General features: G+C 66.9%; 25 protein-coding genes and 1 tRNA gene. 10 read left to right on the top strand and 16 right to left on the bottom strand.

All coding sequences use genetic code 11. The features are described from left to right. The first annotated feature begins 29 nt into the window (after positions 1-29). Positions 30-242 carry a hypothetical protein gene (locus Pmi06nite_RS02125; protein WP_203951087.1) on the top strand — a complete coding sequence of 71 codons (213 nt, stop codon included), beginning with the start codon at positions 30-32 and terminating at the stop codon, positions 240-242. A gap of 172 nt (positions 243-414) precedes the next feature. Here Pmi06nite_RS02125 and Pmi06nite_RS02120 read toward each other — a convergent pair whose 3' ends face one another. The 3 genes from Pmi06nite_RS02120 to Pmi06nite_RS02110 all read right to left on the bottom strand — a co-directional run bounded on the left by Pmi06nite_RS02120 (position 415) and on the right by Pmi06nite_RS02110 (position 2,337). Further along, positions 415-891 (bottom strand): hypothetical protein, encoded by a 477-nt coding sequence (locus Pmi06nite_RS02120; RefSeq protein WP_239113509.1) that lies wholly within the window; start codon positions 889-891, stop codon positions 415-417. A 57-nt stretch (positions 892-948) separates the two neighbouring features. Beyond that, positions 949-1,314, bottom strand: a complete 366-nt coding sequence (locus Pmi06nite_RS02115; protein WP_203951086.1) for an Mth938-like domain-containing protein — start codon at positions 1,312-1,314, stop codon at positions 949-951. 510 nt (positions 1,315-1,824) lie between these two features. Continuing rightward, a complete protein-coding gene (locus Pmi06nite_RS02110) occupies positions 1,825-2,337 on the bottom strand; it encodes a hypothetical protein (RefSeq protein WP_203951085.1) in 513 nt (170 codons plus the stop codon). A 184-nt stretch (positions 2,338-2,521) separates the two neighbouring features. Here Pmi06nite_RS02110 and Pmi06nite_RS02105 point away from each other — a divergent pair, with 184 nt between their 5' ends. The 3 genes from Pmi06nite_RS02105 (at position 2,522) to Pmi06nite_RS41735 (ending at position 4,134) form a co-directional block, all read left to right on the top strand. Further along, positions 2,522-2,884, top strand: a complete 363-nt coding sequence (locus tag Pmi06nite_RS02105) for a hypothetical protein (protein ID WP_203951084.1) — start codon at positions 2,522-2,524, stop codon at positions 2,882-2,884. A gap of 257 nt (positions 2,885-3,141) precedes the next feature. Next, complete coding sequence (locus Pmi06nite_RS02100; RefSeq protein ID WP_239113507.1) at positions 3,142-3,597, top strand: hypothetical protein; 456 nt, start codon at positions 3,142-3,144, stop codon at positions 3,595-3,597. A gap of 147 nt (positions 3,598-3,744) precedes the next feature. Continuing rightward, a complete protein-coding gene (locus Pmi06nite_RS41735; RefSeq protein WP_239113505.1) occupies positions 3,745-4,134 on the top strand; it encodes a hypothetical protein in 390 nt (129 codons plus the stop codon). 324 nt (positions 4,135-4,458) lie between these two features. On the opposite strand, the gene Pmi06nite_RS02090 is transcribed toward Pmi06nite_RS41735, so the two are convergent. Continuing rightward, a tRNA-Ile gene (locus Pmi06nite_RS02090) sits at positions 4,459-4,535 on the bottom strand. Between the two features lie 393 nt (positions 4,536-4,928). On the opposite strand from Pmi06nite_RS02090, the gene Pmi06nite_RS02085 reads away from it, so the two are divergent. Then, complete coding sequence (locus Pmi06nite_RS02085; RefSeq protein ID WP_239113503.1) at positions 4,929-6,026, top strand: substrate-binding domain-containing protein; 1,098 nt, start codon at positions 4,929-4,931, stop codon at positions 6,024-6,026. On the opposite strand, the gene Pmi06nite_RS02080 is transcribed toward Pmi06nite_RS02085, so the two are convergent. Both Pmi06nite_RS02080 and Pmi06nite_RS02075 read right to left on the bottom strand, forming a co-directional pair. After that, on the bottom strand, positions 6,016-6,273 hold the full coding sequence (locus tag Pmi06nite_RS02080; RefSeq protein WP_203951082.1) for a hypothetical protein: 258 nt from the start codon (positions 6,271-6,273) through the stop codon (positions 6,016-6,018). The genes Pmi06nite_RS02085 and Pmi06nite_RS02080 overlap by 11 nt on opposite strands. 503 nt (positions 6,274-6,776) lie before the next feature. Further along, positions 6,777-7,913 (bottom strand): sensor histidine kinase, encoded by a 1,137-nt coding sequence (locus Pmi06nite_RS02075; RefSeq protein ID WP_203951081.1) that lies wholly within the window; start codon positions 7,911-7,913, stop codon positions 6,777-6,779. A gap of 843 nt (positions 7,914-8,756) precedes the next feature. On the opposite strand from Pmi06nite_RS02075, the gene Pmi06nite_RS02070 reads away from it, so the two are divergent. Beyond that, positions 8,757-9,644 carry a sensor histidine kinase gene (locus Pmi06nite_RS02070; RefSeq protein WP_203951080.1) on the top strand — a complete coding sequence of 296 codons (888 nt, stop codon included), beginning with the start codon at positions 8,757-8,759 and terminating at the stop codon, positions 9,642-9,644. 256 nt (positions 9,645-9,900) lie between these two features. On the opposite strand, the gene Pmi06nite_RS02065 is transcribed toward Pmi06nite_RS02070, so the two are convergent. Continuing rightward, positions 9,901-10,269 (bottom strand): hypothetical protein, encoded by a 369-nt coding sequence (locus tag Pmi06nite_RS02065; protein ID WP_203951079.1) that lies wholly within the window; start codon positions 10,267-10,269, stop codon positions 9,901-9,903. A gap of 95 nt (positions 10,270-10,364) precedes the next feature. Here Pmi06nite_RS02065 and Pmi06nite_RS02060 point away from each other — a divergent pair, with 95 nt between their 5' ends. Then, positions 10,365-10,835 (top strand): hypothetical protein, encoded by a 471-nt coding sequence (locus Pmi06nite_RS02060; RefSeq protein WP_203951078.1) that lies wholly within the window; start codon positions 10,365-10,367, stop codon positions 10,833-10,835. A gap of 600 nt (positions 10,836-11,435) precedes the next feature. Here the strand turns inward: Pmi06nite_RS02060 and Pmi06nite_RS02055 are convergent. The 5 genes from Pmi06nite_RS02055 to Pmi06nite_RS02040 all read right to left on the bottom strand — a co-directional run bounded on the left by Pmi06nite_RS02055 (position 11,436) and on the right by Pmi06nite_RS02040 (position 15,465). Next, complete coding sequence (locus Pmi06nite_RS02055) at positions 11,436-12,494, bottom strand: sodium:solute symporter family transporter (RefSeq protein WP_239113500.1); 1,059 nt, start codon at positions 12,492-12,494, stop codon at positions 11,436-11,438. Beyond that, on the bottom strand, positions 12,464-12,721 hold the full coding sequence (locus Pmi06nite_RS41730; RefSeq protein WP_239113498.1) for a hypothetical protein: 258 nt from the start codon (positions 12,719-12,721) through the stop codon (positions 12,464-12,466). Before Pmi06nite_RS41730 ends, Pmi06nite_RS02055 begins: the two co-directional genes overlap by 31 nt. A 77-nt stretch (positions 12,722-12,798) precedes the next feature. Further along, a complete protein-coding gene (locus Pmi06nite_RS02050; protein ID WP_203951077.1) occupies positions 12,799-13,218 on the bottom strand; it encodes a nitroreductase/quinone reductase family protein in 420 nt (139 codons plus the stop codon). A 52-nt stretch (positions 13,219-13,270) separates the two neighbouring features. Continuing rightward, positions 13,271-14,098: a patatin-like phospholipase family protein gene (locus Pmi06nite_RS02045; RefSeq protein WP_203951076.1), complete on the bottom strand. Its 828-nt coding sequence runs from the start codon at positions 14,096-14,098 to the stop codon at positions 13,271-13,273. Between the two features lie 41 nt (positions 14,099-14,139). Next, positions 14,140-15,465: a transaminase gene (locus Pmi06nite_RS02040; RefSeq protein ID WP_203951075.1), complete on the bottom strand. Its 1,326-nt coding sequence runs from the start codon at positions 15,463-15,465 to the stop codon at positions 14,140-14,142. 582 nt (positions 15,466-16,047) lie between these two features. Here Pmi06nite_RS02040 and Pmi06nite_RS02035 point away from each other — a divergent pair. Further along, on the top strand, positions 16,048-16,476 hold the full coding sequence (locus tag Pmi06nite_RS02035; RefSeq protein WP_203951074.1) for a TIGR02611 family protein: 429 nt from the start codon (positions 16,048-16,050) through the stop codon (positions 16,474-16,476). 52 nt (positions 16,477-16,528) lie between these two features. Here the strand turns inward: Pmi06nite_RS02035 and Pmi06nite_RS02030 are convergent, their stop codons facing one another. The 4 genes from Pmi06nite_RS02030 to Pmi06nite_RS02015 all read right to left on the bottom strand — a co-directional run bounded on the left by Pmi06nite_RS02030 (position 16,529) and on the right by Pmi06nite_RS02015 (position 21,683). Then, the gene (locus Pmi06nite_RS02030) at positions 16,529-17,707 is read right to left on the bottom strand and encodes a M20 metallopeptidase family protein (RefSeq protein WP_203951073.1); all 1,179 of its coding nucleotides are present in this window, start codon (positions 17,705-17,707) and stop codon (positions 16,529-16,531) included. Positions 17,708-17,923: 216 nt separating this feature from the next. Continuing rightward, complete coding sequence (locus Pmi06nite_RS41725) at positions 17,924-19,960, bottom strand: ABC transporter ATP-binding protein (protein ID WP_239113496.1); 2,037 nt, start codon at positions 19,958-19,960, stop codon at positions 17,924-17,926. An 829-nt stretch (positions 19,961-20,789) separates the two neighbouring features. Continuing rightward, positions 20,790-21,110: a GroES family chaperonin gene (locus Pmi06nite_RS02020; RefSeq protein ID WP_203951072.1), complete on the bottom strand. Its 321-nt coding sequence runs from the start codon at positions 21,108-21,110 to the stop codon at positions 20,790-20,792. Between the two features lie 75 nt (positions 21,111-21,185). Then, a complete protein-coding gene (locus Pmi06nite_RS02015; protein WP_203951071.1) occupies positions 21,186-21,683 on the bottom strand; it encodes an RlpA-like double-psi beta-barrel domain-containing protein in 498 nt (165 codons plus the stop codon). Between the two features lie 344 nt (positions 21,684-22,027). On the opposite strand from Pmi06nite_RS02015, the gene Pmi06nite_RS02010 reads away from it, so the two are divergent. Together Pmi06nite_RS02010 and Pmi06nite_RS02005 are read left to right on the top strand one after the other, a co-directional pair. After that, positions 22,028-22,573 carry a DUF1349 domain-containing protein gene (locus Pmi06nite_RS02010; RefSeq protein WP_203951070.1) on the top strand — a complete coding sequence of 182 codons (546 nt, stop codon included), beginning with the start codon at positions 22,028-22,030 and terminating at the stop codon, positions 22,571-22,573. Positions 22,574-22,616: 43 nt separating this feature from the next. Beyond that, positions 22,617-23,894, top strand: a complete 1,278-nt coding sequence (locus Pmi06nite_RS02005) for an ArgE/DapE family deacylase (protein WP_203951069.1) — start codon at positions 22,617-22,619, stop codon at positions 23,892-23,894. The last annotated feature ends 19 nt before the right edge of the window (positions 23,895-23,913 follow it).

The following is a 23,913-nucleotide window of genomic DNA, read 5'->3' as shown; positions in this document are numbered from 1 at the left end:
GTCTGGCGGCAAGAACCATCGTGTCCAGCATGCCCACCTCCTACGAGTTGCCGGCGGATGCTCTGGTGGTGTCCACGTGGCAGGGCTACATGTTCGAGTTCGTCATGGTCGACGAGGGCGACGACCCTCCGCTTCTCGTCTACATCGAGGGCGACGCTGAGGCTCAGCAGCGCGAGAGTCAGATGCTGTCGGGCTGGCTGGCGAGCCTTATCCGTACGGAGAACAGCCAAGACGCTCCGTGATCAACCAGTTTGGAAGATTTCGGCGCGCGACTGGCTGACATGCTCCGCAGCAGCTCAGATCGGGTGAAACTTTGCTCCGGAGTCACCGTGACTCCTCTCGATTCACTACCCTGACGGGCACGCAGCGGGCACGTCGGAGAATCGTCAATACCTGTGGATCAAATGAGCCTGGCTATTGCTGTCGTTGAGCGATCCGGTGGCTGGCAGCGGCGCGAACGCGTCGTGTCCTTCCCTCGCTAGCTAGCAGGGTGAGGGCGGCGGGTGAGGTCAGGGTCTCCACAGCGTTGCGCTGGAACCAATCGGAGGAAGTGGCGAGATCCTCCGGAGTCCATGGATCGCCCATGGTGATCGACCTCAGTAGGGTCCATTCGCGCAGGCGGCGGATGAGGAACTCCCGCTCTCCGATCACCGTCGCCATGCCCTGGGCCCAGTCGGGGAACCCCGCGTAGGTAAGCAACCGTGCTGCCCGGTTATCCAGGTGGCGGACCACCGCGGACTGCGCCATCGTCGCATCCGGATCGCGGAGGACGACACTCACTAGGTCGGCCTCGTTCTCCTCGCGAACCTGTGCCAGGTCCTGCAGATAACGAGCAAATCGCTGATGCTCGTCGTCGGCCGGCAGCCCTCCGGTGTCGTTCCGGCCGGTCACGCGGCGGCTCCTTTGGGTCGTTCGTGCTGCCAGATCAGTGCATGTAGCTTTGCGCGGTCAGCATGTCGAGTGGAACAGGCCCCCCACTGGGGTGGTCTCAGCTAAAGCGTTGTAGCGCTCAACCGCTGCCCTCGTCTCCTCTACGAAGACCTCGATGCCCTTCTGCTTCAGCAAGTCCAGGGTTTCCGGGCACGTCTGAAGGACCAAGTCCATCCCTTGGGAGAGGACGACCACCTGGCTGCCGTGGTCGAGTAGTTCGCTAACGTCGGCGGGCTGGATGCCTGGAGCGTGACGCGTACCCGTCTCGTTCCAGTCCCAGGCTCGACCACCGCCGGGGTACAGCTTGAAGTCCTTTCCTTCACCCACCCCCTCGACGACCATGCGGCCCCAAGAGATGTGAGTGATCAGTGGAGATCGCTTCATAGCCGGGAGACTAGCCCCGTAGGTGCACTTGTGCGAGCCTTCCTTAGCTCTGGCCTGCACGGATGGGGTCCTTGAACGACGACGACGGGACTCCGAATCCGGGCTGTCAGCTTGGGAAGCGTATGGATCACGCCTTGTGGTGGCGCTGAGCTGGGCTTCGGGCCGGTCCTGAGTGACCGTGGTTGACCCCTCATCACCCTGGCTAATGGCCCGCTAATGGCCCGACGATCACGGTGCTGCGCTTGGCAACTAGCCAGTGGGCGGCGGCGTGGCGATCATCCCGGAGCCGAGTGCCCCATGTAGGGCTCTCCGTCAACGGACGGTCAGGCATGGGCAGGTGCCGTCGCGGTGCTTGTAGTCGTAGTAGCGGGGATGGCCGCAGTAGCAGATGCTTGTCCACATGCGTTCGGGGTCGCTGGACTGCTCGGGTCCAGCACCGCACGCCGGGCAGGCTGAGGACTCGTCTGTGCAGTGTGGGGCGTCATCCATGTCGGCGATTCACGTCCCGCACTACCATCCGCCCATCCAGCAGTAGAGCATCTGGTCGTTGTCCTTGGCTCGGCGGGCGAGGCCCACGAAATCTTCGATCAACAGCAACAGGTCCTGCGAATCCACACCGCGATATTGAGTGAACTGCTCGGTCTCCGACCATTGGATCGCCAGAGCGGAGAGACGTTCATCGTCGATCCCGGCGAGGGCATCCCGGACGTGCACCGCAAACTCAGCGATGCCTGGCCCTATCAAGTACGGGGAGTCTTCGGGGAGGGCGTCTGCCTCTTCAAGGCTCCGCGGAGCTCCTTCGGGCGGCGGATACAAGTAGGTAAGGCCGAGAAGACCCTGCGAGCGGGGGGCATCGAGGACGAGCGCGACCAGATCGCAGAACTCGCTCTCAGGGTCGATTTTCCCGGCGTCGACGGCATCGAAGCCGCGTGTGACCCCTGGCTCGATGACCCTTGGCGTCTCCGGGTCCACTAGCGCGGCATCGCTATCCGCAGCCCGGTAGTACTCGTAGCTGGTACCCACGTATCCGCTCCCTGCTGCGCAATGCCATGGTCGACTTCGCGCCAGCCAGGCTACGAGACGTACCGCTTGATCATAAGAGCTAGGTGAACCGGGCGCTCCGCTGCCCACCACCTACATGGCGCGTGGTCAGCGTGTTAAAGATCGCGATCAACGGACGCGTACGTGACGCGCATATCCTGTCTCCGTGTGTACCTATGCGGAGGTCGTCTACAAGGTCCACTACGTGTGCGTTCCCTGCCGCCAGAGTCACAAATTGCTATGGGACAGCGCAGGGCACCTTTGCACGCGCTGCCGGACTCCGATGGTCTTCGCCGGCCACGACTTCGCCGCACCACGCAAAACCGACGACAGCCAGTGGGCGGCAGTCGCGGCCGTTCTGGGGGCCGGCCTGCGCTATGAGGGATTCGAGACCTGTGGTTGCTCGAGAGACCCGAAATACCGCCCGCGCACGAGTGCGCAGGTTCGGGCACGGCTCCGGGTGGCAGCTCGCGAAGGACTGACCGACGCAGAAGCGCTCGGGCTACGCGACATCGCCAACTCGAAGTAGGCCTTCGCCGACTGATCGTCCCGTAGGCCTGACCCACCGCCGAGCGGCAGCGTGCCAGCCACGGTGTGGACGTCATGCTCAGGGTCAACGCCGAATGCATCGAAGGGCAACGCGAGATCGCGAATCGGCGAATAGAGGATGCTCAGGGTCTGTTTTGATGGTCCAGGTTGACCTGCGTGAACATGGGGAGGCGGAGTTACCGGTACGTGGGGCCTGCTGACCTGAGGGCCTTGGCCCGGCCAGGCAGTGAAGGCCGAATGATCGTTTCGATAGCCGACTTTGATGGCTGGGCTTCTGAGCTACCGTCGGCCGAACTGGCTGAACCATTTACCTTCGTCATCGACATGGACGGGGTGCTGCGGTTGGCGCCGCGTCGCAGCGAGCATGTGGCGTGCGCTGGCGGCGCCCGGGTCCTGAGCGCGGGCGAGATGAGTGTCAGTCGTGAGGCCGGTCGCTGGGTGGTTGGAGAGGTCAGCAACCAATCGACCGGCTATTGCCCGGACATCAGCTCGTGGTCGGTCGTCGCGGAGGCATTGGACAGAGCCGGGCTGAGGCACCCGTCTGGCTTCACACAGGCGGTGTTGTTCCGGTGCTGTCCCCACTGCCAGGAGCTCAACATCGTGCGCGAGGGTGACTTCGTGTGTGTCTTCTGCGGCGGCGATCTGCCGGAGGCATCGAATATAGACCCGGTTGATGAGGGTGGGGCGTCATAGCGATCCGGCCTGATCCGAGGTCCGCATCATTCCGTGAGGTCGTTGGAAATCTAGTGCTGCATCAGGCAGCGTTTTGCCGCGTCTGAGGTGAAGGCCAATATGTCCGCGTGAGTCAGGGCGCCTCAAGAGGGCTGGGGACTGCTCACCTTGGCCAAGACCCGGCCGGAGAGCAGCAAGCGATACACCGACTCGGGGGAGACCCACGACGAACGAGGGCTCAAGCATCGCGGGGCCAAGGAGACGCGAGCGGTACCTATCCCGCCGGAACTCGTGGCGATCCCGCGCGACCACATCGCGGGGCACGGCGTCGCCGATGACGGACGACTGTTCCGCACCGAGAGTGGTAAGGCGTTCTCCGGCTCGACCGTCTCGAAGATCTGGAAAGAGGTTCGGGGCTACGCACTGCCCCCCGAACTGGTCGCCTCGCCCTGGCGGCCCGGCCATACGATCAGCGACACGCGGCCGCCTCCCTGTGGCTCAACGCGGGAGTCCATGCACCGGAAGCCGCGGAACGGGCGGGGCATGGCGTCGACGTGATGCTGCGGGTCTACGCCAAGTGCATTGAAGGTCAACGCGAGCTGGCTAACCGCCGGATCTTGGAAGCGCTCGCCGTATGAGGCGCTGAAACCCATCCGACAGGACCTCGAGAGATCCCTTGGGGTCCCTCAGCGTATGGGCGAGAAATTGCCAAACGAGGCGCCGAAACCGCCATGCTCACCTGGGAAAACGGCTCCGCGAGCATTCCGCGTATGTTCCGCGACCACTGGCATACGGCTGCTTTTGGCGGCCTTCGGCTGCATGTCCCCGCGATGGCGATCATCGTAGTTTCCGCAGCTCAGGCCGCGAATCCCTGATCAAACTTGGTAGGGCGGGTGGGACTTGAACCCACGACCCACGGATTATGAGTCCGATGCTCTGACCGGCTGAGCTACCGCCCCGCAGTGAAGGAGTCTCTCACAACTTAGTCCGTGTGTGGATCGTCCCAACGGAGGAGTCGTGCTGATCGTTATCAGCCCGAGCCGAGGTCGAGGCCTGGGAAGACGTACGGCCTCGGGGGCGGTATGGGCAATCGGGCGGGAGATCGCCGGGAGCCGGACCCCGGACCGGTGGACACCGGGCTCCCGTCAGCCCTGACGCCCGCTGATCGTGGCGATCACCGGGATTCCCCCTCTCTCTGGCCGCCCCGATGCCGGGATTGCGCCGCGACTCGGGTGATCAGCGCCAAGAACAGCCCAGCGTGCGGCCCGCACGAGGTATACGTGGGCATCATGCGGCAAATGCTCGGGTACGGCCTGGGTTGATGGCTCTTGCGGCTACCTGGGGGTTTTGCTGTGGGGAGACAGGGTTTTCGCTTCGCGGTGGCCGGCGTCTTCCTCATCTCCCTCATCGGCCTCGCGGCATGTGGTGCTCCACGCCCGCTCGGCGCGGTCGGCACGGTCCGCGAAGGCTTCAGGATCGGCCTGTTGCTTCCGGAGAAGGGCGACAGCCGCTACGACAAGTACGACAGGCCGTCCATCACCAAGGCCCTGGCCGCTCTGTGCCCCCGGTGTGAGGTCGTCTACGCCAACGCTGAGCGTGACCACATCCGTCAGGAACGGCAGATGGACGCGATGTTGTCCGAGGGGATCAAGGTGTTCATCCTCGGCGCCGTGGACGTGAAGGCGATCGCGTCGGCGGTCGCCAGGGCCAAGTTCCACGGAGCCAAGGTCGTCGCGTACGACCGGCTGGCGAACGGGCCGATCGACGCCTACGTCTCCTACGACGACCACCAGATCGGCCGGATGCAGGGGCAGGCGCTGCTCGAGGCGATCAGGGCCGGAGGCGACCTCCGGCGCGGTCCGATCGTGATGATCAACGGGTCGCCGGCCGACCGAGCCGCGGCCGACGTCAAGGCGGGCGCGCACGCGGTCCTGGACGGCCAGGTGACCATCGGCAGGGAGTACGACATCCCGTCCCGCAGCCCGGAGACGGCCGCCGCGGCCGCCGCGAACGCGTTCACCGTCCTCGGCGCGCAGAAGGTCGTCGGTGTCTACGTGGCCGACGACCGCATGGCGGCCGGGGTGGCCGCGATCATGGTGCGTGCCCGTCTGAGCCCCGGAACCCCGCTGACCGGCGAGGGCGCCGAGGTCTCGGCCATCCAGCGAATCCTGAACGGCGCTCAGACGATGACCGTGTACAAGCCCGTCGCGCCGGAGGCGGGCAACGCGGCCAGGCTCGCCGTCGACCTCGGCTCAGGCCGGATCGTGTACGGCACGGCCACCGTGGTCAACGGGACCACGGTGGCGATCCCGGCGATGATCACGCCGCCGGTCGTGGTCACGAGCGCCAACGTCATCGCGACCGTGGTCAAGGACGGGCTCCTGACTCCCGGCGAAGTCGTCCGCCGTCCCGCAGGGCCGGCGAGGCCGTCCATGAGCGTCACGCATTGAGCGAGCCGTCCGGCTCCTCATCCGGGGAATCGGGCGTGTCGGCCGGGCGCAGCCGTTCCCAGACCAGGAAGGCGGCGGCCACCACGAGCATGGCGAGTCCCGTCCACAGATTGATGCGGACGCCCTCCGCCTTGTGGATGGCGGAGGAGCCGTCGAGGAAACCGGTCACCGTGAGGATCACTCCGTACACGGCGAACAGCCCGCCGATCACGCGGCGGATGTCGAAGAGCCGTCGTGGTGCGGCCATGGGGAAACCTCCTGAACGACGTCGGCGATTCTGACATGCACAGCCCCGCGTGTTTCCCTGAGCACCAGTCGAACTCTCACCTGCTACTCCGTCACCTGCGCCGATCACGTCGAGTAGTGCACTGACCAGGCAATACAGCTCTCAACGTCTCCCGTCGACTTCTGACGTTTTACGCCCTCGGACGGAACTGGAACGGAACTGGGGACCTGTTGGGACGTAGCCGCGAACCCGGGTGCTCGTCCCTCCGGGGCTGCGGCCTGGCGGGCTCAACGGTTGTGACTTCTTGCTCCGGGACTGTAAGACGAACGGTGTAACTCCTGATCAAGGAGACACCTGTGACGAGTACGTTGATCCAGGCATCCGAAGCGATGGACCTGGAGAACGCCGCGGTGACGCGGAAGAGCATGAAGCGTCGGACCGGGAGCTGGTGGCCAAGCTGGTCGACCAGGCCCGCGCCGAAGGGCTGGAGTTGGTCGGTTAGAACGGGCTGCTGGGCCGGCGGTTCATTTTTCCCCCATCAACGGCAGCCGGAGAACGAACCGGGCGCCGCGGGGGGAGTCCTCGATTCGCAGACTTCCGCGATGGGCATGGGCGATGTCGCGGGAGATCGCAAGGCCGAGCCCGCTACCGGTGGCGTCACGGCGGCGTCCGTCTTCCAGACGTACGAACCGCTCGAAAACTCGCTCACGGTCGGCCGGTTCGATGCCGGCTCCGTCATCGGTCACCGCCATGACCGCTTGGCCGTCAGCGGACGTGACGGATACCGTGACGCCGGTCTCGGCGTGCCGCCGCGCGTTGCTCACCAGGTTGTTCAGCAGCCGGATCAGCTGGGTTCGTGAGCCGTGCACCCACACATCCCCGGTCACCTGAGCATGCACCGGCATGGTGTGGGAGGGCGTCCCCGCCTCCGCCGTCACCAGCGCTCCGAGGTCGATCGGCTCGGACGGCGCCGGTTCACCGTCGCACAGTCGGGCCAGCAGCAACAGGTCCTCGACAATCGCCTCGAGCCGGTCGATGGTCGACAGGGCTCCCTGAATCGTGTCACGCGGATTGATCTGATCGGGGTAGAGCAGTGCCTCCTCCAGTTGCACCCGCAGGCCGGCGATCGGATTGCGGAGTTCGTGGGACGTAGTGGAGGCCAGTTGGCACTGCAGCTTCAGCGGGCGCAGTGAGCGGCCCGTCATCCGCCACGTCAGCCATCCCGACAGCACCGTCATCAGCAGCGTGGACGCCGCGATGGCGTACTCGAGGTCGTGCGTCGACAGAATCGACGGCTCCACCGCGCCGGCGTACACGACAGGGGAATCCGCATCCAGTGAGATCCTGTCGGCCACGAGCAGGACACACCGCTCGTCCGGGAGGCACTCGGTCCGCCGCTGCACGCGGTTGCCGGGCTCCGGTCTGAACATGCTGAGGGGCGCCCGGCCCGTCTGAGGGCTGGCGTTCACAATCCTGCCCCCGGCGTCCACCACTTGGATGAGATCGATGCCGGCGGAGGTGGGGATGGGGTGTGGCAATTGCCCGACCCGCACATGCGCGCTCCACCAGAGGGTGGTCTTCTCGGCGTTGAGGAACGCCTCGTCTCGAACCCGGTGGCGGACCGCCAGATCCATGCTCACGCCGATCATGACTGCGGTCACGAGGGCAAGCAGCGTGGCTACCGTCGTGTAGCGCACCTGAATGGGACACAGTGGCGGCATCGCTTCACCGTTTTCCTGGGTGTCCGACCAGTTCTTCTGAGCGGGCCACTGCCCGCAAGTCATTGGCGATCTCGGTTGGTTGTTTCATCGCTGCTGTGTCTTTCAAGCTGATCGCTGATCCACACGGACGTCGAGTGGCTCAGGAACAGCCTCAGCCATCCGCGATTTGCTTCTCGGGTGGCCGCCGTTCCCTTTCCTGGGCGGGCACCACCTGCGGGCCGCATAGCCCTGGAGTCTCAGTGCAGTGGGGCGGTGCCATGGTTCGAGGTTGGCATGATGACCGGCCACCGGCAGCGCTCGCGCGCCTGGTCGAGCAGTCGCCGCACTGACTTATATTGGACGATTTAGTCCATGTAACCCACAGTTGCCCGAGCTTGTCAACTCGCAATGTCAAGATCTCGAAGCTACTATGACTCGGCGCGATGCGGGCGAGACGGATCGCAGGCTGTCGCTGATCGTTTCTAGCGATCTTTCCTAATGTGACCTTTGACCCAGTTCAGCGCCATGTCGGGAGCGAACGCCAAGAGCTTTTCATCCTGCATCGCGGCCGGATCACGTCTGGGTTCGGCCGTTTCGGATCGTCGCGTCGGAAGGTCTTGACAACATCAACCCACAAGACCAAGCTGGACGAAATCGTCCATCTGACGGCAGCGGTGCCTGCGTGCCAGCATTCCAGGTGGAAGCTGGCCGCGACCTGATCGGCCCGAGAGGTCACCATCACTGTGGTGTTGTGCAGCCGAGCGTCGGTCGATCACCCGTCAGCCACGTAATCAACCTCTGTGCGTGGCGGAGGGGAGCGCGGACATGAGAAAGGTCTTTCGTGGCGGGCCCGAGGCCGGATGTATTGATGCCATCGCGGCCATTTGTGTCGAACTGGCGGCCATCGACGTCGGCGACTTGTCCCACCGCTTGCCGGAAGTGCATGGGAACGGCGAGATCGTTCGGCTCGCCCGGACGATCAACACGGTCCTTGGGCGACTGGAAGAGGCGGACAGGCGCGTGGAACGAGCGCTCGACCAGCAACGGCAATTCGCTCTGGACGCCTCACATGAATTGCGTACTCCTCTCGCAGGGCTGCGCGTGCGACTGGAAGACGCCCAGATGTATCCGGATGACATCGATCTGACGGATCTCCTCGATGAGGCACTCGGTGACCTTTGCCGGGTGCAGAGCATCATCGCCGATCTTCTTCTGCTGGCCAGGCTGGGTACGGGCAACGAGACGACGATGAAGGAGGTGGACCTCGCGGCATTGGTCCGTGAGGTGGTCGCCCGCGACGCGGGGCGGCAGGAGATACAGCTTCACCTCGACCCCGAGGTGACCGTGTATGCCGTCCCATCTCATATCAACCGAATGCTCACCAATCTGCTCGACAATGCCCACCGTCACGCTGCACAGACGATACGGATCAGCCTGCGCTCCGCAGGCGACGGCGCCGAACTGGCCATCGCCGACGACGGAGAAGGCATCGCCCAAGCCGACCGCGAGCGGATCTTCCATCGCTTCGTCCGGCTGGACTCGGCCCGCAGCCGTGACTGCGGAGGCACCGGCCTCGGCCTGGCCATCGCCCACGACATCGCCTCCGCCCACAATGGCAGCCTCCACGTCGAAGACTCCGCTTCGGGTGGCGCATGTTTCGTCCTCCGGATGCCCCTGGCCAGGGACCACTAGGAGGTGGGCGAAGAAGGGTGGCATACCCGGCGGCGGTGGCGGGGAACTGCTCGATGCCAGGACGCTCTGCCGGCATTCCGGGAGTTGGCATGAGAAGACTTGGCCGTGGATCGGATGCGGTGAGGGCAGCGGATCGGCTCCGCACGGTCACTTGCGGTTGAAGTAATCGACCCTCGCCGCGACCTGCCACAAGACCCTGAAGCACCGGGCTGACCTGCAACGGCCGTCTCGGTGGTTCTCGGCATTTCGCAGCTGATCACAGTGTCATGTGCCCTTGCTGTGCCCTCCGGCTCATGATCACATACTGAGCGGCCATGTCCCCCGCGAGCCTGATCTGCGCAGAGAGAACCTCATCGGCAGATCCGAAGACCTCAAAGGACAACTCACAACCGCCTACCGCCTGTGCCAGTCGCAATTCGAGTGTGGCCTTGCCACCCACCAAGGGGTAGCTGTACCAACGTCCCTCATTCTCATCATCCGTATCCGGCAGGGCGGCACCGATCGCCATCCAGTCAAGATCATCGAATGTATAGCCGACCAGCCACGCGAGAACTTCACAGAGAACTCTCGTGTTCTCCTCCCAGATCCACCCCGTATGGATCAGATCTGACCGATGCACATCCACACCTCAAGATATCGGCCGTTGACCGCCCCTACACGGGCGTAAAGGATCGGGTCTCATGGTGAGGCGGTTCACAGGTGAGCGCGTAAGGAGAATGTGTGAACGACGCTCTGTCGATTTCGGTGACGGTCGCGGCGTTGGTGGTTGCGATCGTCAGCGCTTTCATCGCGTGGTCGAGCGCGCGAACGGCCCGGCTCAGCAGTCGTGCCGGGCACATCCAGAATCTCTTCCTCGCCAACCAGGCGGCGTTGGATCACCCGGAGTTGTGGATGGATGTCCACGGAATCCCTCCGGAGACGTCCGAGCGGGAAGCACGCGCCCTGGTCTATCTGAGCGTCCTCCTCGACGGCTACCTCGTGGCTCATGACCTGCGAACGGGCGGCGACTTCGACCGCATGCTCCGCGAGATGAAACGCGACGGCGACTCGCTATGCCGGATGCTGGCCATCCCCGAGAACGCAGCCCGCTGGGAAATCGTCAAAAACCACTCCTACGGCGACTTCGAACCCGGTTTCATCGCGGCGGTCGAAGCCCTGATCGCCCACGAACAAGCCAAACGAAGGAACTGAGTCGCTCCGGCTTCGATGGAGGCTCGGTCCTTGATGCAGTAGTTGATGTATCGAGAACGCTTGGGACCTGACCAGCCGGACTCCCCTTGACGCAGGTCAAGTAGCGTTAGCAGGCCAGCCGCAAGATGATCGTGGTCCCCAAGACGCCGAAAGGGCCGACCCGATCAATCGGATCAGCCCTCTGAGCTGCGTCGGGACGACAGGATTTGAACCTGCGACCCCTTGACCCCCAGGAAGTGGGGGTAGGCGTTTTTGCAGCTCAACAGCCTTCAGGCAGTCATGCACGACGTTTGGTGACGTGCAGGTTGTTCGGCTACGCGCATGACGTGTGGTCACCAGATGGTCCCCAGTCCGCTACACGTGGCCTGCGGGCCGGCGCTCTCTCTGCGGCGGCGTGCGCCGTGCCGGCGGCGCGTGCGGCCCGGTTAGGGCCGCCTTGACCTTGTAGAGAAGGTTCTCGCCAATCATGCCCTGAGCGGCCGCTATGATCACGTGCCGTGCGCATCCTGGTCGGTGCGCCTGTCGGTGATTGGCCTGCTAGTGCCTGATCTGCGGACTGCCGATCTTCGTGCTGATGCCTTGTGCAAACCTCGTACGGCCTCACGCATAAGAGTTGCGTGAATGCATGTACTGGAGGTAGTTCATGATGTTGCTGAACCCGGCGGCGATGAACGCGGTGCCGATGCCTCCGAGCACGCCGCCTACGGTGGCCAGGCGGCCCAGCCGGACGTACCAGCCGTCGGGCCGGTCGCCCTGGATGTGCGACTTCCAGATGTCGTAGGTGAAGACCGTGTTGAAGCCGCTGATGTTGGCCGCCATCCCGGCCATGAACGAGGCGAGCAGGCCGGTCACGGCGATGCCGAGCACGCCGTTGGGCAGGAACTGGTCCATCAGCAGCGGGATGGCGTCGTTGTACTCGGGGCCGCCGTCCTTCCCGATGTCGCTGAACAGCACGAGCGCGATCAGGCCGGGGATCACCGTGACGATGGGGATGACCAGCTTCGGATAGGCCGCCACGATAGGGGTGAGCCGTGCCGCGTTGGTGTTGCGCGCGGACAGGGCGCGCTGGACCTCGGCGAAGTTCGTCGTCCAGTAGCCGAAGGAGAGCACGAGGCCGAAGACGATGCCGATCCAGTTCGCGCCGAGGGGGTTGCCGGATGTCGCCGTCTGCGCCCAGGTGTGCAGTCCGCCGTCGCCCAGCACGCTCTGCCGTACCTTCTCGCCGAGGCCGGAGAACCCGCCGACGCGGATCAGCCCGATGACCACGACGGGGACGAGCCCGGCGACGATGACGAAGAACTGCATGACCTCGTTGTAGATCGCCGAGGAGAGGCCGCCGAGTGTGATGTACGCCAGCACGATCGCCGCCGAGACGACGATCGACGACCAGAGCGGCCAGCCGAGCAGGGCGTCCATGACCAGCGCCAGGGCGTAGAGGTTGATGCCGGCGATGAGGATCTGCGCGATCGCGAACGTCGCCGCGTTGAACAGCTGCGTCGGCCCGTTGAACCGCCTGCGCAGGAACTCCGGGACGCTGTGCACCTTCGACCGGTAGTAGAACGGCATCATGACGACGCCGAGGAACACCATCGCGGGGACCGCGCCGATCCAGTAGTAGTGGACGGTCATCAGGCCGTACTGGGCGCCGTTGGCGGCCATGCCGAGGATCTCGATGGCGCCGAGTTGGCCGACATGAAGGCCAGACCGGTGATCCAGGCCGGGAGGGACCGGCCGGACAGAAAGAAGTCCAGGCTGGTGCGTACGGCACGGCGCGCGGCCAGGCCGATGCCGAGGACGACGAGGAAGTACAGCGCCAGGATCGCGTAGTCGAGGACGTTGACGTCCAGCCGCAGATCCTGCGCGGCGAGTAAGAGATGATCGGGCACGGGAGGTCGGCTACCCCTGACCGCCCTCCTCTCACACGCGTACCCCGTCGAATTACGGCGGGCAGGTACTCAACGGATCAGATCTCCGGAATCCTCTCCAGGGTGATCACGGGGATCTCACGTGGCGCGGCCGACTTCTCGTGATCGGAGAAGAAGGAGTAGTCCCGCTTGGCGGCCGTCCAGAGGCGCTCCCGCTCCGCGCCCGACGTGGCCGTGGCGATCGCGATGTACACCTCCGGCCCGATCTCGACGGTGACCTTGGGCTCGGCGAGGAGGTTGTGGTACCAGTCCGTGTGGGCGGCACCGCCCGCGTTGGAGGCGAACACCACGAGCGTGTCGCCGTCCCTCATGTACATCATCGGGGTGGTGTGCGGTTTGCCGGTCCTGCGGCCGCGCGTGGTCAGCAGGAGGATCGGCCGCCCCTCGAAGGGCCCGCCGCCCTCATGGGCGCGGAAGTCGTCGATCGTCTTCCGGTTGATCTCACGGATGTCGTCCATGAGGGCATACTGACCTGAATTCCTGCCGCCATGTGTCAGGTAGGGGCCTGTTTTACGCGTTCCACACCGCCGCGACGGACTCGGCGAGCGCGTCGGTCTGGGCCACTCCCGCCTTGTACGCCGGACCCCACAGGGCCGGGTCGAGGACGTTCTCGCCGAACACGGCCATCGTCGCCTCGTCCGGCCGGATCACCAGAGTCGAGGCCGTGCCGACGGCGAGCAACTCAGCCTCCAGCGTGGCGTGGGGAGACATGTGGCCCAGTGGCTCCAGCACCACCACGGGGTCGGCCCCTGAGGCCAGGTCCGCGGACGTGGGGGAACGCACTCCGCCGTCGATGTAGCGCTCACCCGCGATCTCGACGGGCGGGTAGACCATGGGGACCGCGCAACTGGACGCCACGGCGAGCACCAGCGGGACGCCGGAGTCCTTGTCCCAGACGACGAACTCGCCGGTCGCGGCGTTCACGGAGGTGATCAGGAGCTCACGGTCGGGCCACTCCTTGATCGGGAGCCGGTCGCCGATTCTCTCGATCCGGGCCGTGGCCGGACCGGTGGGAGCCGCGAGGGCCATCTGCCCCACCCTCCGCCGCGCCTCCTGAGGCTCGAGGTTCGGGTCGAACAGGATGCCGAAGGCCTCCATGACGGCCTCGGAGGCCACCGTCTGGACCGGGCCGGTGTCGGTGGACACCTGGCGGGTGACGGCGGCCTCGAGGTCGGCGCCCGTGGCGATGAGCGTGCCCGTGACCGAGCCCGCGGACGTCCCGATGATCCGGTCGGCCGTGCCGAGGTCGATTCCACGCTCGCGCAGGCCCGCGACGATCCCGGCTTCCCAGGCGATCCCGGCGACTCCTCCGCCGCCGAGCACCAATGCACTTGTCATATCCCGATTATGTGGGACGTGATCGCCGAAAACAGGAGGGCTCAACCTGTGAGTTCCCGGACGGCCGCCGTGAACAGCTCGGTGTGCAGGTCGACGTCCTCGGTGGTGGTCGACGGGCACATCAGGGCCATGTTGTGGAACGGCGTCATCAGCACACCGCGGTTGTGCATGAAGAGATGGAAGTAGTCGTCCAGATCGTCGTCCGACAGCGCCGCGGACTCGCCCCCGTTCGCCGGGGTGCCGAAGCGGTATTCCGTACGGGCGCCGAGTTGGGTGATCGACCACGGCAGGCCCTCGATCGCCTTGGCCACGCCGTCGGTGAAGCGGGACGCCAGCGTGGTCATGTACGCGAAGGCGTCGTCCGTGAGCACCTCCTCGAGGGTGGCGCGCGCGGCGGCGATCGACAGGGCGTTGCCCGCGAGCGTGCCGCCGACCCCGCCCACGTCGACGAGGTCGGCCCCCTCCTCGGCGAGGATCCGGTCGGCCACCTCCTGCGTGACGCCGTACGCGCCGATCGGGACGCCGCCGGCGATCGCCTTGCCGATGGTCACGATGTCCGGGTCGAGGTCCCAGGCCCGGGTGCACCCTCCGGGGCCGGCCGAGAAGGTGTGGGTCTCGTCGTTGATCAGCAGGGTCCCGTGCCGCCGGGTCAGTTCCCGTACGGCGGGCAGGAACCCGGGGGCCGGCAGCACGATGCCGATGTTGGTCAGCGCGGGCTCCATCAGCACACAGGCGACGTCGCCGTGGGAGAGCTCCCGCTCCAGCGCCTCCAGGTCGTTGAACTCGACCACCCGGGTGGTCTCCGCGGGGTCGACGGGAGGACCGACGTTGCCGGGGCGGGGCAGGGTGCCGTCCGGGCCGAGCGTGACCACGGTCTCGTCGACGGTGCCGTGATAGCAGTAGTTGAACACCAGGATCTTCGGCCTGCGGGTGATCTGGCGCGCCAGGCGGAGGGCCCACCGGTTGGCGTCGGTCGCGGTCAGGCTGAAGCTCCACAGGCCGACCTTGAACCGGCGGGTCAGCTCGGCGCCGACGAGTTGGGCGTCCTCGCTTGGGAGCATGGCGGTGAACCCCAGACGGTTCCGTACGGCACGCATGACGGGCTCGGGGGAGTGGCCGGCCATCGCGCCGGTGTCGCCGAGGCAGAAGTCGACGTACTCGAAGCCGTCGATGTCGCGGACGCGCGCGCCACGTGCCTCGTCGAGGTAGGCGGGGAACCGCCCGGCGGCCTTGTTCATCCAGGTCATCGGCACGCGACCGAGAAGGGATCCGGCGCCGTCGTAGGCCGCGCGGCTGCGCGGCAGTCGCGCTTCGTAGTTCCGGCGCTCGCGTTCGAGCAGGGCGTGGAGGCGTTTCCGGTCGAACATGTAAGGCATGCTGCCTCACCCGAATCCGACAAATCCACCCCCACCGCCAACCTTTGCGCAACCCCTCCGCCGTGATCATGCACAGGTTCGGGTCCGGCCCGTCCGACGTGCCCAAACCCCGGTCGTGATCATGCGCAGGTTCGGAGAAGTGGGCCCTGACCTGCGCAAACCCCGGTCGTGATCATGCGCAGGTTCGGACAAGTAAGCCCCGACCTGCGCGATCCCCCATCGTGATCATGCGCACCTTCGTGGACGGCCCGGCTGACCTGCGCATTCGATATGCGTGATCATGCAGCCGGGCCGTTGTGGTGTACCTGATGGGGAATGAACGAGTGAGACGTGGACGCCCGGCGTGCTTCTCGTGCATGATCACGACTGTTGTACGCCCAGGTCGGGTGAGTGGTTCACGAACTTGCGCATGATCACGGCGGGGATCGGTGCATGTCGGAGCCGGTTTCTCCGAATCCGTGCATGATCACGATGGGGGATTGCGCAGGTCAGGGCCTACTTCTCCGAACCTGTGCATGATCACGCGCAGGGGGTGGGGGTGGTCATTATTCTTATTTGTGGGGGGTGGGCCGTATGGCGACGACCGAGGAGCACGGCGACACGGGGAAGGTCGTTCTGGCGGAGGAGATGGGCTTTCTCGATCGCATTCGTGCCACTCCGGCCGGCCGGCTGACGCTCAAGATCGTCGTGGGAGTGCTCGGCACGGCCATCATCGTCACCGGGCTCATCATGGTGCCGTTCCCCGGACCGGGCTGGCTCGTGGTCTTCGCGGGCCTCGCCGTGCTCGCCACGGAGTTCGCCTGGGCGTCGAGGCTGCTGCAGATCGCCAAGGAGAAGGTGATGGCGGCCACCGACTGGCTGAAGCGGCAGAACTGGGTCGTCCGCATCGTGGCAGGGGTGCTGACCCTGATCGTGGCGGCCGCCATCGTGTGGGCGACGGTCAAGTTCACCCTGGGGATCGACCTGATCGAGAAGGCGCGCGACCTCCTCGGGCGAGGGTGAGGGTGAGGGCGAGCGCGAGCGCGAGGGTGAGGGCGACTCGCGGTGGCTGGCTTCAGCTACCGGCGAGAGCCAGGCGCCGTACGGCGAGTTCGGTGAACAGGGTGGCGCCGTCCGACAGGACGGAGTCGTCGAACATCGCGTCGGGGGAGTGGTTGGCGGGCGCCGACGACGGGTCGCGTTCGGGCGGGCAGGCGCCGACGAGCAGGAAGGCGCCCGGCACCTCCTGGAGCACGAAGGAGAAGTCCTCCGAGCCGGGCGTCGCGTGCGGCAGCGGGAAGTAACTGCCCTGGCCCAGCGTCTCCCGCACGGTCTCCGCCGCGAAGTCGGCTTCGGTGTGGTCGTTCACCGTCACGGGGTATCCGATGCCGAACTCGCACTCGACGGTCAGCCCGTGTGCCTCGCCGATGCCTCGCGCGAGCCGTACCAGGCCGTCTCTGATCCGGTCGCGGGAATCAGTGGAGAAGGTACGGATGGTCGTCGAGAACGTCGCCTCGTCGGGGATGACGTTGTCGGCCGTCCCGGCGTGGAAGCTGCCCACGGTGACCACCACGGGGTCGTACACGTCGAACGTCCGCGTCACGTGGGTCTGCATGGCCGTCACGATCTCGCAGGCCGCGGGGATGGGGTCGAGCGCGGCGTGCGGGCTCGAACCGTGGCCGCCCCGCCCCCGCACGGTGACGAAGAGGGTGTCGGCAGCCGCCATGATCGGCCCGCCCTTGGTGAGGATCAGCCCGCGGGGGATCGTCATGGAGAAGACGTGCATGCCGTACGCCGCGACGGGTCGTGACCCGGACGCGTCGAGCACGCCCTCCTCGATCATGAGCTTGGCGCCTTCCTGGCCCTCCTCGCCCGGCTGGAACATGAAGACCACGTCTCCGGCGAGGTCCGCGCGCCTCCCGGAGAGCAGGCGGGCCGCTCCGGTCAGCATCGTCATGTGCAGGTCGTGGCCGCACGCGTGCATGCGGCCGTCGTGCACCGACCGGTACGGCACATCGGCGTTCTCGTGCACGGGAAGCGCGTCCATGTCGGCCCTGAGCAGCACGGTCGGACCGGGGCGCGAGCCCCGCAACACGGCGGTCACCGACGACAGGCGCTCACCCGTGGTGATCTCCAGAGGAAGGCCGTCGAGCGCGGAAAGGATCTTCTCCTGGGTGCGCGGGAGGTCCAGGCCCACTTCGGGCTCACGGTGTAAAGCGTGGCGGAGCTCGACCAACTCATCCTGAAAAGTCATGGCACATCCTCATCCGGAGCGGGAGACGACCTTGTCGCCATCGTCACCCTAATGCGCCGTGTACCACGGAGAAATCGCACGTGGCCGCTCGGCGAAGGGCGGGCGACATCACCGTGTCGCCCGCCCTCCCGTAGCCGGCTCGGCGAAGGGCGGGCGACATCACCGTGTCGCCCGCCCTCCCGTAGCCGGCTCTCCCGTGCGCGGCCGCCGGCTCGCTCAGGTGACGCGCAGCGCCGTGCCGAGGCGCCGCCGCGTCAGCCGGAGCGATCGTCCCCGCCCCGTCACGGGTGCGAGGCCGAGCACCACCTTCTCGGCCGCGTCCGGCACGAGACGGAGGTCATGGGTGATGAGGATCGTGGTCCGCCCGGACATGAGCCGGCCCAGCGGCTCCATGATGCGGGCCGCCGTCACCTCGTCGAGCCCCGTCATCGGCTCGTCCAGGATCAGCACGGGAGTGTCGCGGAGGATGGCGCGCGCGATGGCGATCCGCTGCCGCTGGCCGCCGGACAGCAGCCGTCCCTTCTGGCCGACGGGTGTGTCGTACCCCTCCGGGAGCCTGCGGATGAAGTCGTGCGCGCCGGCCGCGACCGCGGCCCGCACGATGTCGGACTGGTCCGATCCCGGCCTGCCGTACGCGATGTTGTCGCGCACGGTCCCCGAGAACAACATGTTCTCCTGGGTGAGCAGGGTGACGCGATCGCGCAGGTCCCGGTGCGGCAGGTCGCGGATGTCCACTCCGTCGAGCAGGATGCGCCCGCCCGAGGGGTCGTAGAACCGCAGCAGCAGCTTGGCGACCGTCGACTTCCCCGCACCGCTCGGGCCGGTGCACACGATCAGGTCGCCGGGCCGGGCGGTGAACGACAGGCCGGCCAGTGTCGGCCGGGTCCGGTTGGGATAGGTGAAGTGCACGCCGGTGAACTCGATGCGGCCACCGCCCCGGGCCGCGGCGACCTGCCGGGTCCTCTCGGCGACCGATCCGTGCCGACCGGCGACGGCGCCGGTCGCGATGGTCCCGGTAGCGATGGTCCCGGTAGCGATGGTGTCGGTGTCGGTGTCGGTGTCGGTGTCGGTGTCGGCGTTGGTGGCCGCGCCCGAACTGTCGGTGACGGCCGGCCGGGCGTCGAGCACCTCGAGGATGCGGTCGGAGCCCGCGGCCGCCTCTGAGACGGTGAGCGCGGTCTCCCCGAGCCCGCGCACCTGCGGATAGAGGTAGGCCAGGTAGGCGGCGAAGGCGAGCAGGCCGCCCAGCGTGAGCCGTCCCGAGGCGATCTCCCACGCGCCCACCCCGATGATGGTGAGCAGGCAGCCGGTCTCGATGACCTGTACGGCGGGGCCGTACAGAGCGGACAGCCGCGCCTGGGAGAGGTTGGCACGCAGCCAGCCCTGCCCCGCGGCGTGCAGCCGCTCGGCCTCCGTCTCCTGCCGGTTGTACGCCTGGACCAGCGTCTGGTTGGACAGCGCCTCCTCGATTGCGCTGTTCATGGCGCCGTTGTTGAGGCGCTCGCGCGCGGCGGCATGCCGGAAGCGCCCGGCGAAGCCCTTGGACACCAGGACGAACGCCGGAATGAGCGCGAACGTCACCAGCGCCAGGTCCCACCGGATGAAGACGGCGGCCGTCGCGAAGAAGACCACGCTTATCAGCGCCGTGATCAGCTTGATCAATCCGGAGACCACCAGTTCCTCGATGGCCTCGATGTCGTCGGTCAGCCTCGCCATGAGGTCGCCGAGCTTGCGGTTCTCGAAATAGTCGGGCGTCAGCGTCTGCAAATGCTCGAACACGCCGTCACGCACGCGTAGCAGGAAACGTTCTCCGCCGAGGGCCGCGGTGTAGGCGCTGGCGAACGCCGCGCCGGCGGCGAGCGCGGTCAGGCCGATCCAGGCCGCCGCGGGCGTCCAGAACGCGGACAGGTTCCCACTGCTGAGGACCTCGTCCGTGATTCGGCCGAACAACGCGATGGCCGCGACCTCGCATGCCGTGCCCACCATCGCCGCGACCACGCCCACGGCGAACAGCCGGCGCAGGCCCCGGGTGTAGGGCCAGAAGCGCCGGAAGCTCGACCTGATGGAGACGAACGGCGCGACATCGGCCGATGCGCTCGTCCGCCCCGAGGCTGGGAAGTGGGGGAGCCGGCGGGTGACCCGCCGGCTCCCATCCTCTTGTGGCAGGGAACTCACCACCAGCACCGGCGCCGCCTGCAGCGCCAGCGTCGCCGGCACCCGCACCGTCGCCAGCCGCCGCCCCAGCTGCCCCAACTACTGGGGGTGCGAGCCCCCGACGGGAAGACGTTGCTTATGCTCATCGATCCCTCCCTGTGGCAGTTTCTCTAACTGTGACGATTCGGACAATACCCCCAATAACGGCGCAAATCGCCGGATGAACGCCACTTGACGGCTGTTTTTATCCGTTCATTCCTTAAGGCGCTTCCGGTCGGCCGGAGAAACCGCCGGGCCTGTACCCGATGGCAGGTTTAGCGGCGGTGCAACAAAGCGAGCATCAAAAGGTGTCCACAACAAGCTCGGTAATTTCGTGCCGGGTATTCGCGGGAGCCGGGGTCCGAAGGCCTGAAACCCCCGTCTGAGCAGGGGTTCGTGGTCGTCGCAGGTCGCGAGGGCACTCTCCGGATATCCCACGCGGTTGTGATGCACGGGCCGGTCCTCGTCATTGAAGAGGGAGGGGCCTGCTCATTCGAGCTGTGTTACTGGCGAGTAGCCCGACATCCGATATGCGCCGGCAATACCCGCGTGATCCACGGGTCCGGGTGCGAAAAGGCCTATGAATACGGGAAAGCGCTATACCGGAGCCCTGGTGCGGCACGCGTCGGCAGTCTAGAAACAGATTCGAATTCCACTTGGAAAACAGTCCAGGACAGACAGTGGGCAGGCAGGCGGAGGAGCGCACAGGCGGGTGACATCGGCGCGCGCCCGACCCGCGAACGGCCGCGACCGTGGGTGAAGTGAACCCCAGGTGTGTACGGCCCGGCGAACGCGGGGCCGGGTTGTGTGGACCCCAGGTGTGTACGGCCCGGCGAACGCGGGGCTGAGCTGTGCGGGTCCCCAGGTGTGTACGGCCCGGCGGACGCGTCTACAGGTAGAGACCGGTGCCGTGGTCGGTCTGCTGAGTGGCGACGGCGTGCAGGTCGCGCTCGCGCATCACGAGGTAGAGCCGGCCTTGCACCTCAACCTCGAACTGCTCCTCGGGGTTGAACAGGACCTTGTCGCCGGCCTTGACGGCCCGGACGCTCGAACCGGCGCCGCAGACCTCACCCCAGACGAGCCGGTTGGCCAGTTTGACGGTGGCGGGGATGACGATGCCCGCGCTGCTGCGCCGCTCCTCGGTCTCCGGCTCCACCATGACCATCACGCGGTCGTGCAGCATCTGGATTTCGAACTTCGGGTCGGCCACGGTGGAAGTGTACGCGCGACGGGCAGGCCGTCCGTCATGGCGGCGCGGCCGCCGGGGAGTCGCCGCGGCAGGGTGTCAGCCGCGCCCCATGGCCAGGTCGTAGCCGGTGCCGGCGCTGCGGAAGACGCGGCCGGTTCCCCAACTGAGCACCTGGAACCGGATGTGCACGCTGTTGGAGCGCACGCCGGTGAGGCCCGCCATCATCTCCTCGGACAGGTCGACGATGGCCGGGATGTCGTGCTGCGCGACGGCCCATTCCGCCGGGCCGAAGTCCTCGACGACCCCGACCGCGCTCCTGCCTCCGTAGGTGATCTTGACGGTGGTGCCGAGCGGCCAGTACGGGCTCGCGATCGTCTGGTACCGCATCGGCTTGCCGGACGCGGTCACGCCGTCCCAGAACGAGGTGGCGGTCGCCGTACCGGACGGCAGCGCGGCGGGTGTCGCGGTGGCGGCGCGGGGCGAGGACGCCGTCGGCGCCTGGGGAGTCGCGGCGTGTGCGGCCGAGGCCGTGCCGGCGGTGAGGGCCGCGCAGCACGTGATCGTGGCGATCGCCTGAGAGGTTCGCTTCTGCATCGGGGGGCCTTTCGCTTCGATCGCAGGAGCCCGCGGGGGAGCGGGCGACCGTCGAGGAAGGCCTCCGGGAGGATCGGCGAGTGTTCGGCGAGCGCTGCGTACGCCTGGGTCGGCGAACGGCCCCGCGCGGGCGGGGTTCTTGCGGGGGCGGACACGTTCCCGTGGGGCCAGGAACACGACAGCTTTGCGATATGGGGGATTTGCGTTACCGAAGCATGACTTCTGCCTCAACTATAATCAAAGAGACAGTAAAGAGGGCAAAATGCTCAAATGGGATGGTAGATCTTATTTGGCCCTTTGCCCCGGTCTGGCATTGCCGGGCCGCCCCGTGACAAGATCGCAGAATGTCATTCGACGCCTACAAGTGGATCAACGAACCTCGTGAGTGGGCCGCGGAGGACGGGTTGCGCGTGGTCGCGGATCCCGACACCGACCTGTGGCAGAAGGCCCACTACGGCTACTCCTTCGACAACGCCCCCATGTTCGTCCGCGAGGTCGAGGGGGACACGCGCATCAGGGCGACGTTCTCCGCCGACTACGCCGACCAGTACGACCAGGCCGGCGCCATCCTGCGGATCGACGAGGAGAACTGGGTCAAGGCCGGCGTCGAGTTCGTCGACGGGGCCTACCAGCTCAGCGTGGTCGTCACCCGGGGCTACTCCGACTGGTCGGTCGTCCCCGCGCCGGGCACGCCGGAGTCGGTGACCATCGACATCGCGCGCGAGGGCGACACCGTCATCGTCCGGTACGGCCTCGACGGGGCCGAGCCGGTGCACATGCTCCGCCTGGCCTACTTCCCCCCAGAGGTCCGGGCGCTCGCGGGAGCGATGTGCGCCGCGCCGAGAGGCGGCGGATTCGAGGTCCGGTTCACCCGCCTGTCCGTCGTCTGACCGCGGCTCCGCGACGCTGAGGCGAAAGCCGTACAGTCACGACATGAACGACAACGCACCCGGAAGCCCGACGAGCGTCGAGGCGGCGGTCCTGGACGCCGTCGACGAGGCGGGCACCGTCCGCCTGCTCGCCGATCTGGTGCGGGTGCCGAGCGTGACCGGCACCGACGCCGAGTCCGACCTCCAGGACCGGTTCGCCCGCATGCTCACCGAATGCGACCTCGACGTCGACATGTGGAAGCTCGATCTCGGCGACCTCAAGTCCAGGGAGGGATTCCCCGGCACCGAGGCGGAGCGGACCGAGGGGTACGGCGTCGTCGGCGTCACCGAGGGCGAGGGCGAGCCCGGCCTGATCCTCCAGGGACACGCCGACGTCGTGCCGATCGGTGACCCGGCCAAATGGGAGGGGCAGGACCCGTTCGGCGCCCGCCTCACGGGCACCACCCTGCACGGCCGGGGCGCCTGCGACATGAAGGCGGGCCTCGCGGCCAACCTCGCCGTCGTCCGGGCGATCCGCCGGGCCGGTGTACGGCTCGCGCGGCCGCTCGCCCTGCACTGCGTGGTGAGCGAGGAGGACGGCGGGCTCGGCGCGTTCGCCACACTCGCCCGCGGGCACGGCGGCGAGGCGGCCGTGATCACCGAGCCCACGAGCGGAAAGATCATCACGGCCAACGCCGGGGCGCTCACCTTCCGCCTCGAAGTGGCCGGCCGGGCCGCCCACGGCGCGACCCGATACGAGGGCGTCAACGCGATCGAGGCGTTCTGGCCGGTCTTCCAGGCGGTCCGCCGTCTGGAGGCGGACCGCAACCGCGACGTCGATCCGCTGTTCGCCGGGAACCCCCTGCCCTATCCGATCGAGATCGGCACCATGCGGGCGGGTGACTGGGCGAGCAGCGTGCCCGACCTGCTGGTGGCGGAAGGCCGTCTCGGCGTCCGGCTCGACGAGGACCCCGCCGACGCCCGAGCCGCGCTGGAGGGCGCGCTGGCCGACCTCGACGACCCGTGGTTGCGGGCCAACCCCGTCGCGGTCACCTGGCCGGGCGGGCAGTTCGCGAGCGGCCGGCTTCCCGAGGGGCACCCCCTGCTCGGTGAACTCGGCCGGGCGGTCGCCGACGTGACGGGGGACAGGCCGGGGACCACGGCCGCGCCGTACGGGAGCGACCTGCGGCTGTACGTGGCGGGCGGCGTCCCCACGCTTCACTACGGCCCGGGCGACGTGCGTTTCGCCCACGCGCCGCGCGAGCAGGTCGACCTGCGCGAGATGCACGAGGTCACGCGGGCGCTCGCCCTGCTGGTGCTGCGCCGCTGCGGCACGTTGTGAGGCCGTCCACGGGAGTGCC

It is taken from the genome of Planotetraspora mira (assembly GCF_016863275.1).
Lineage (GTDB): Bacteria > Actinomycetota > Actinomycetes > Streptosporangiales > Streptosporangiaceae > Planotetraspora > Planotetraspora mira.
Note: the sequence above shows the minus strand (reverse complement) of the source record. Positions and strands in the feature narration are given on the sequence as shown.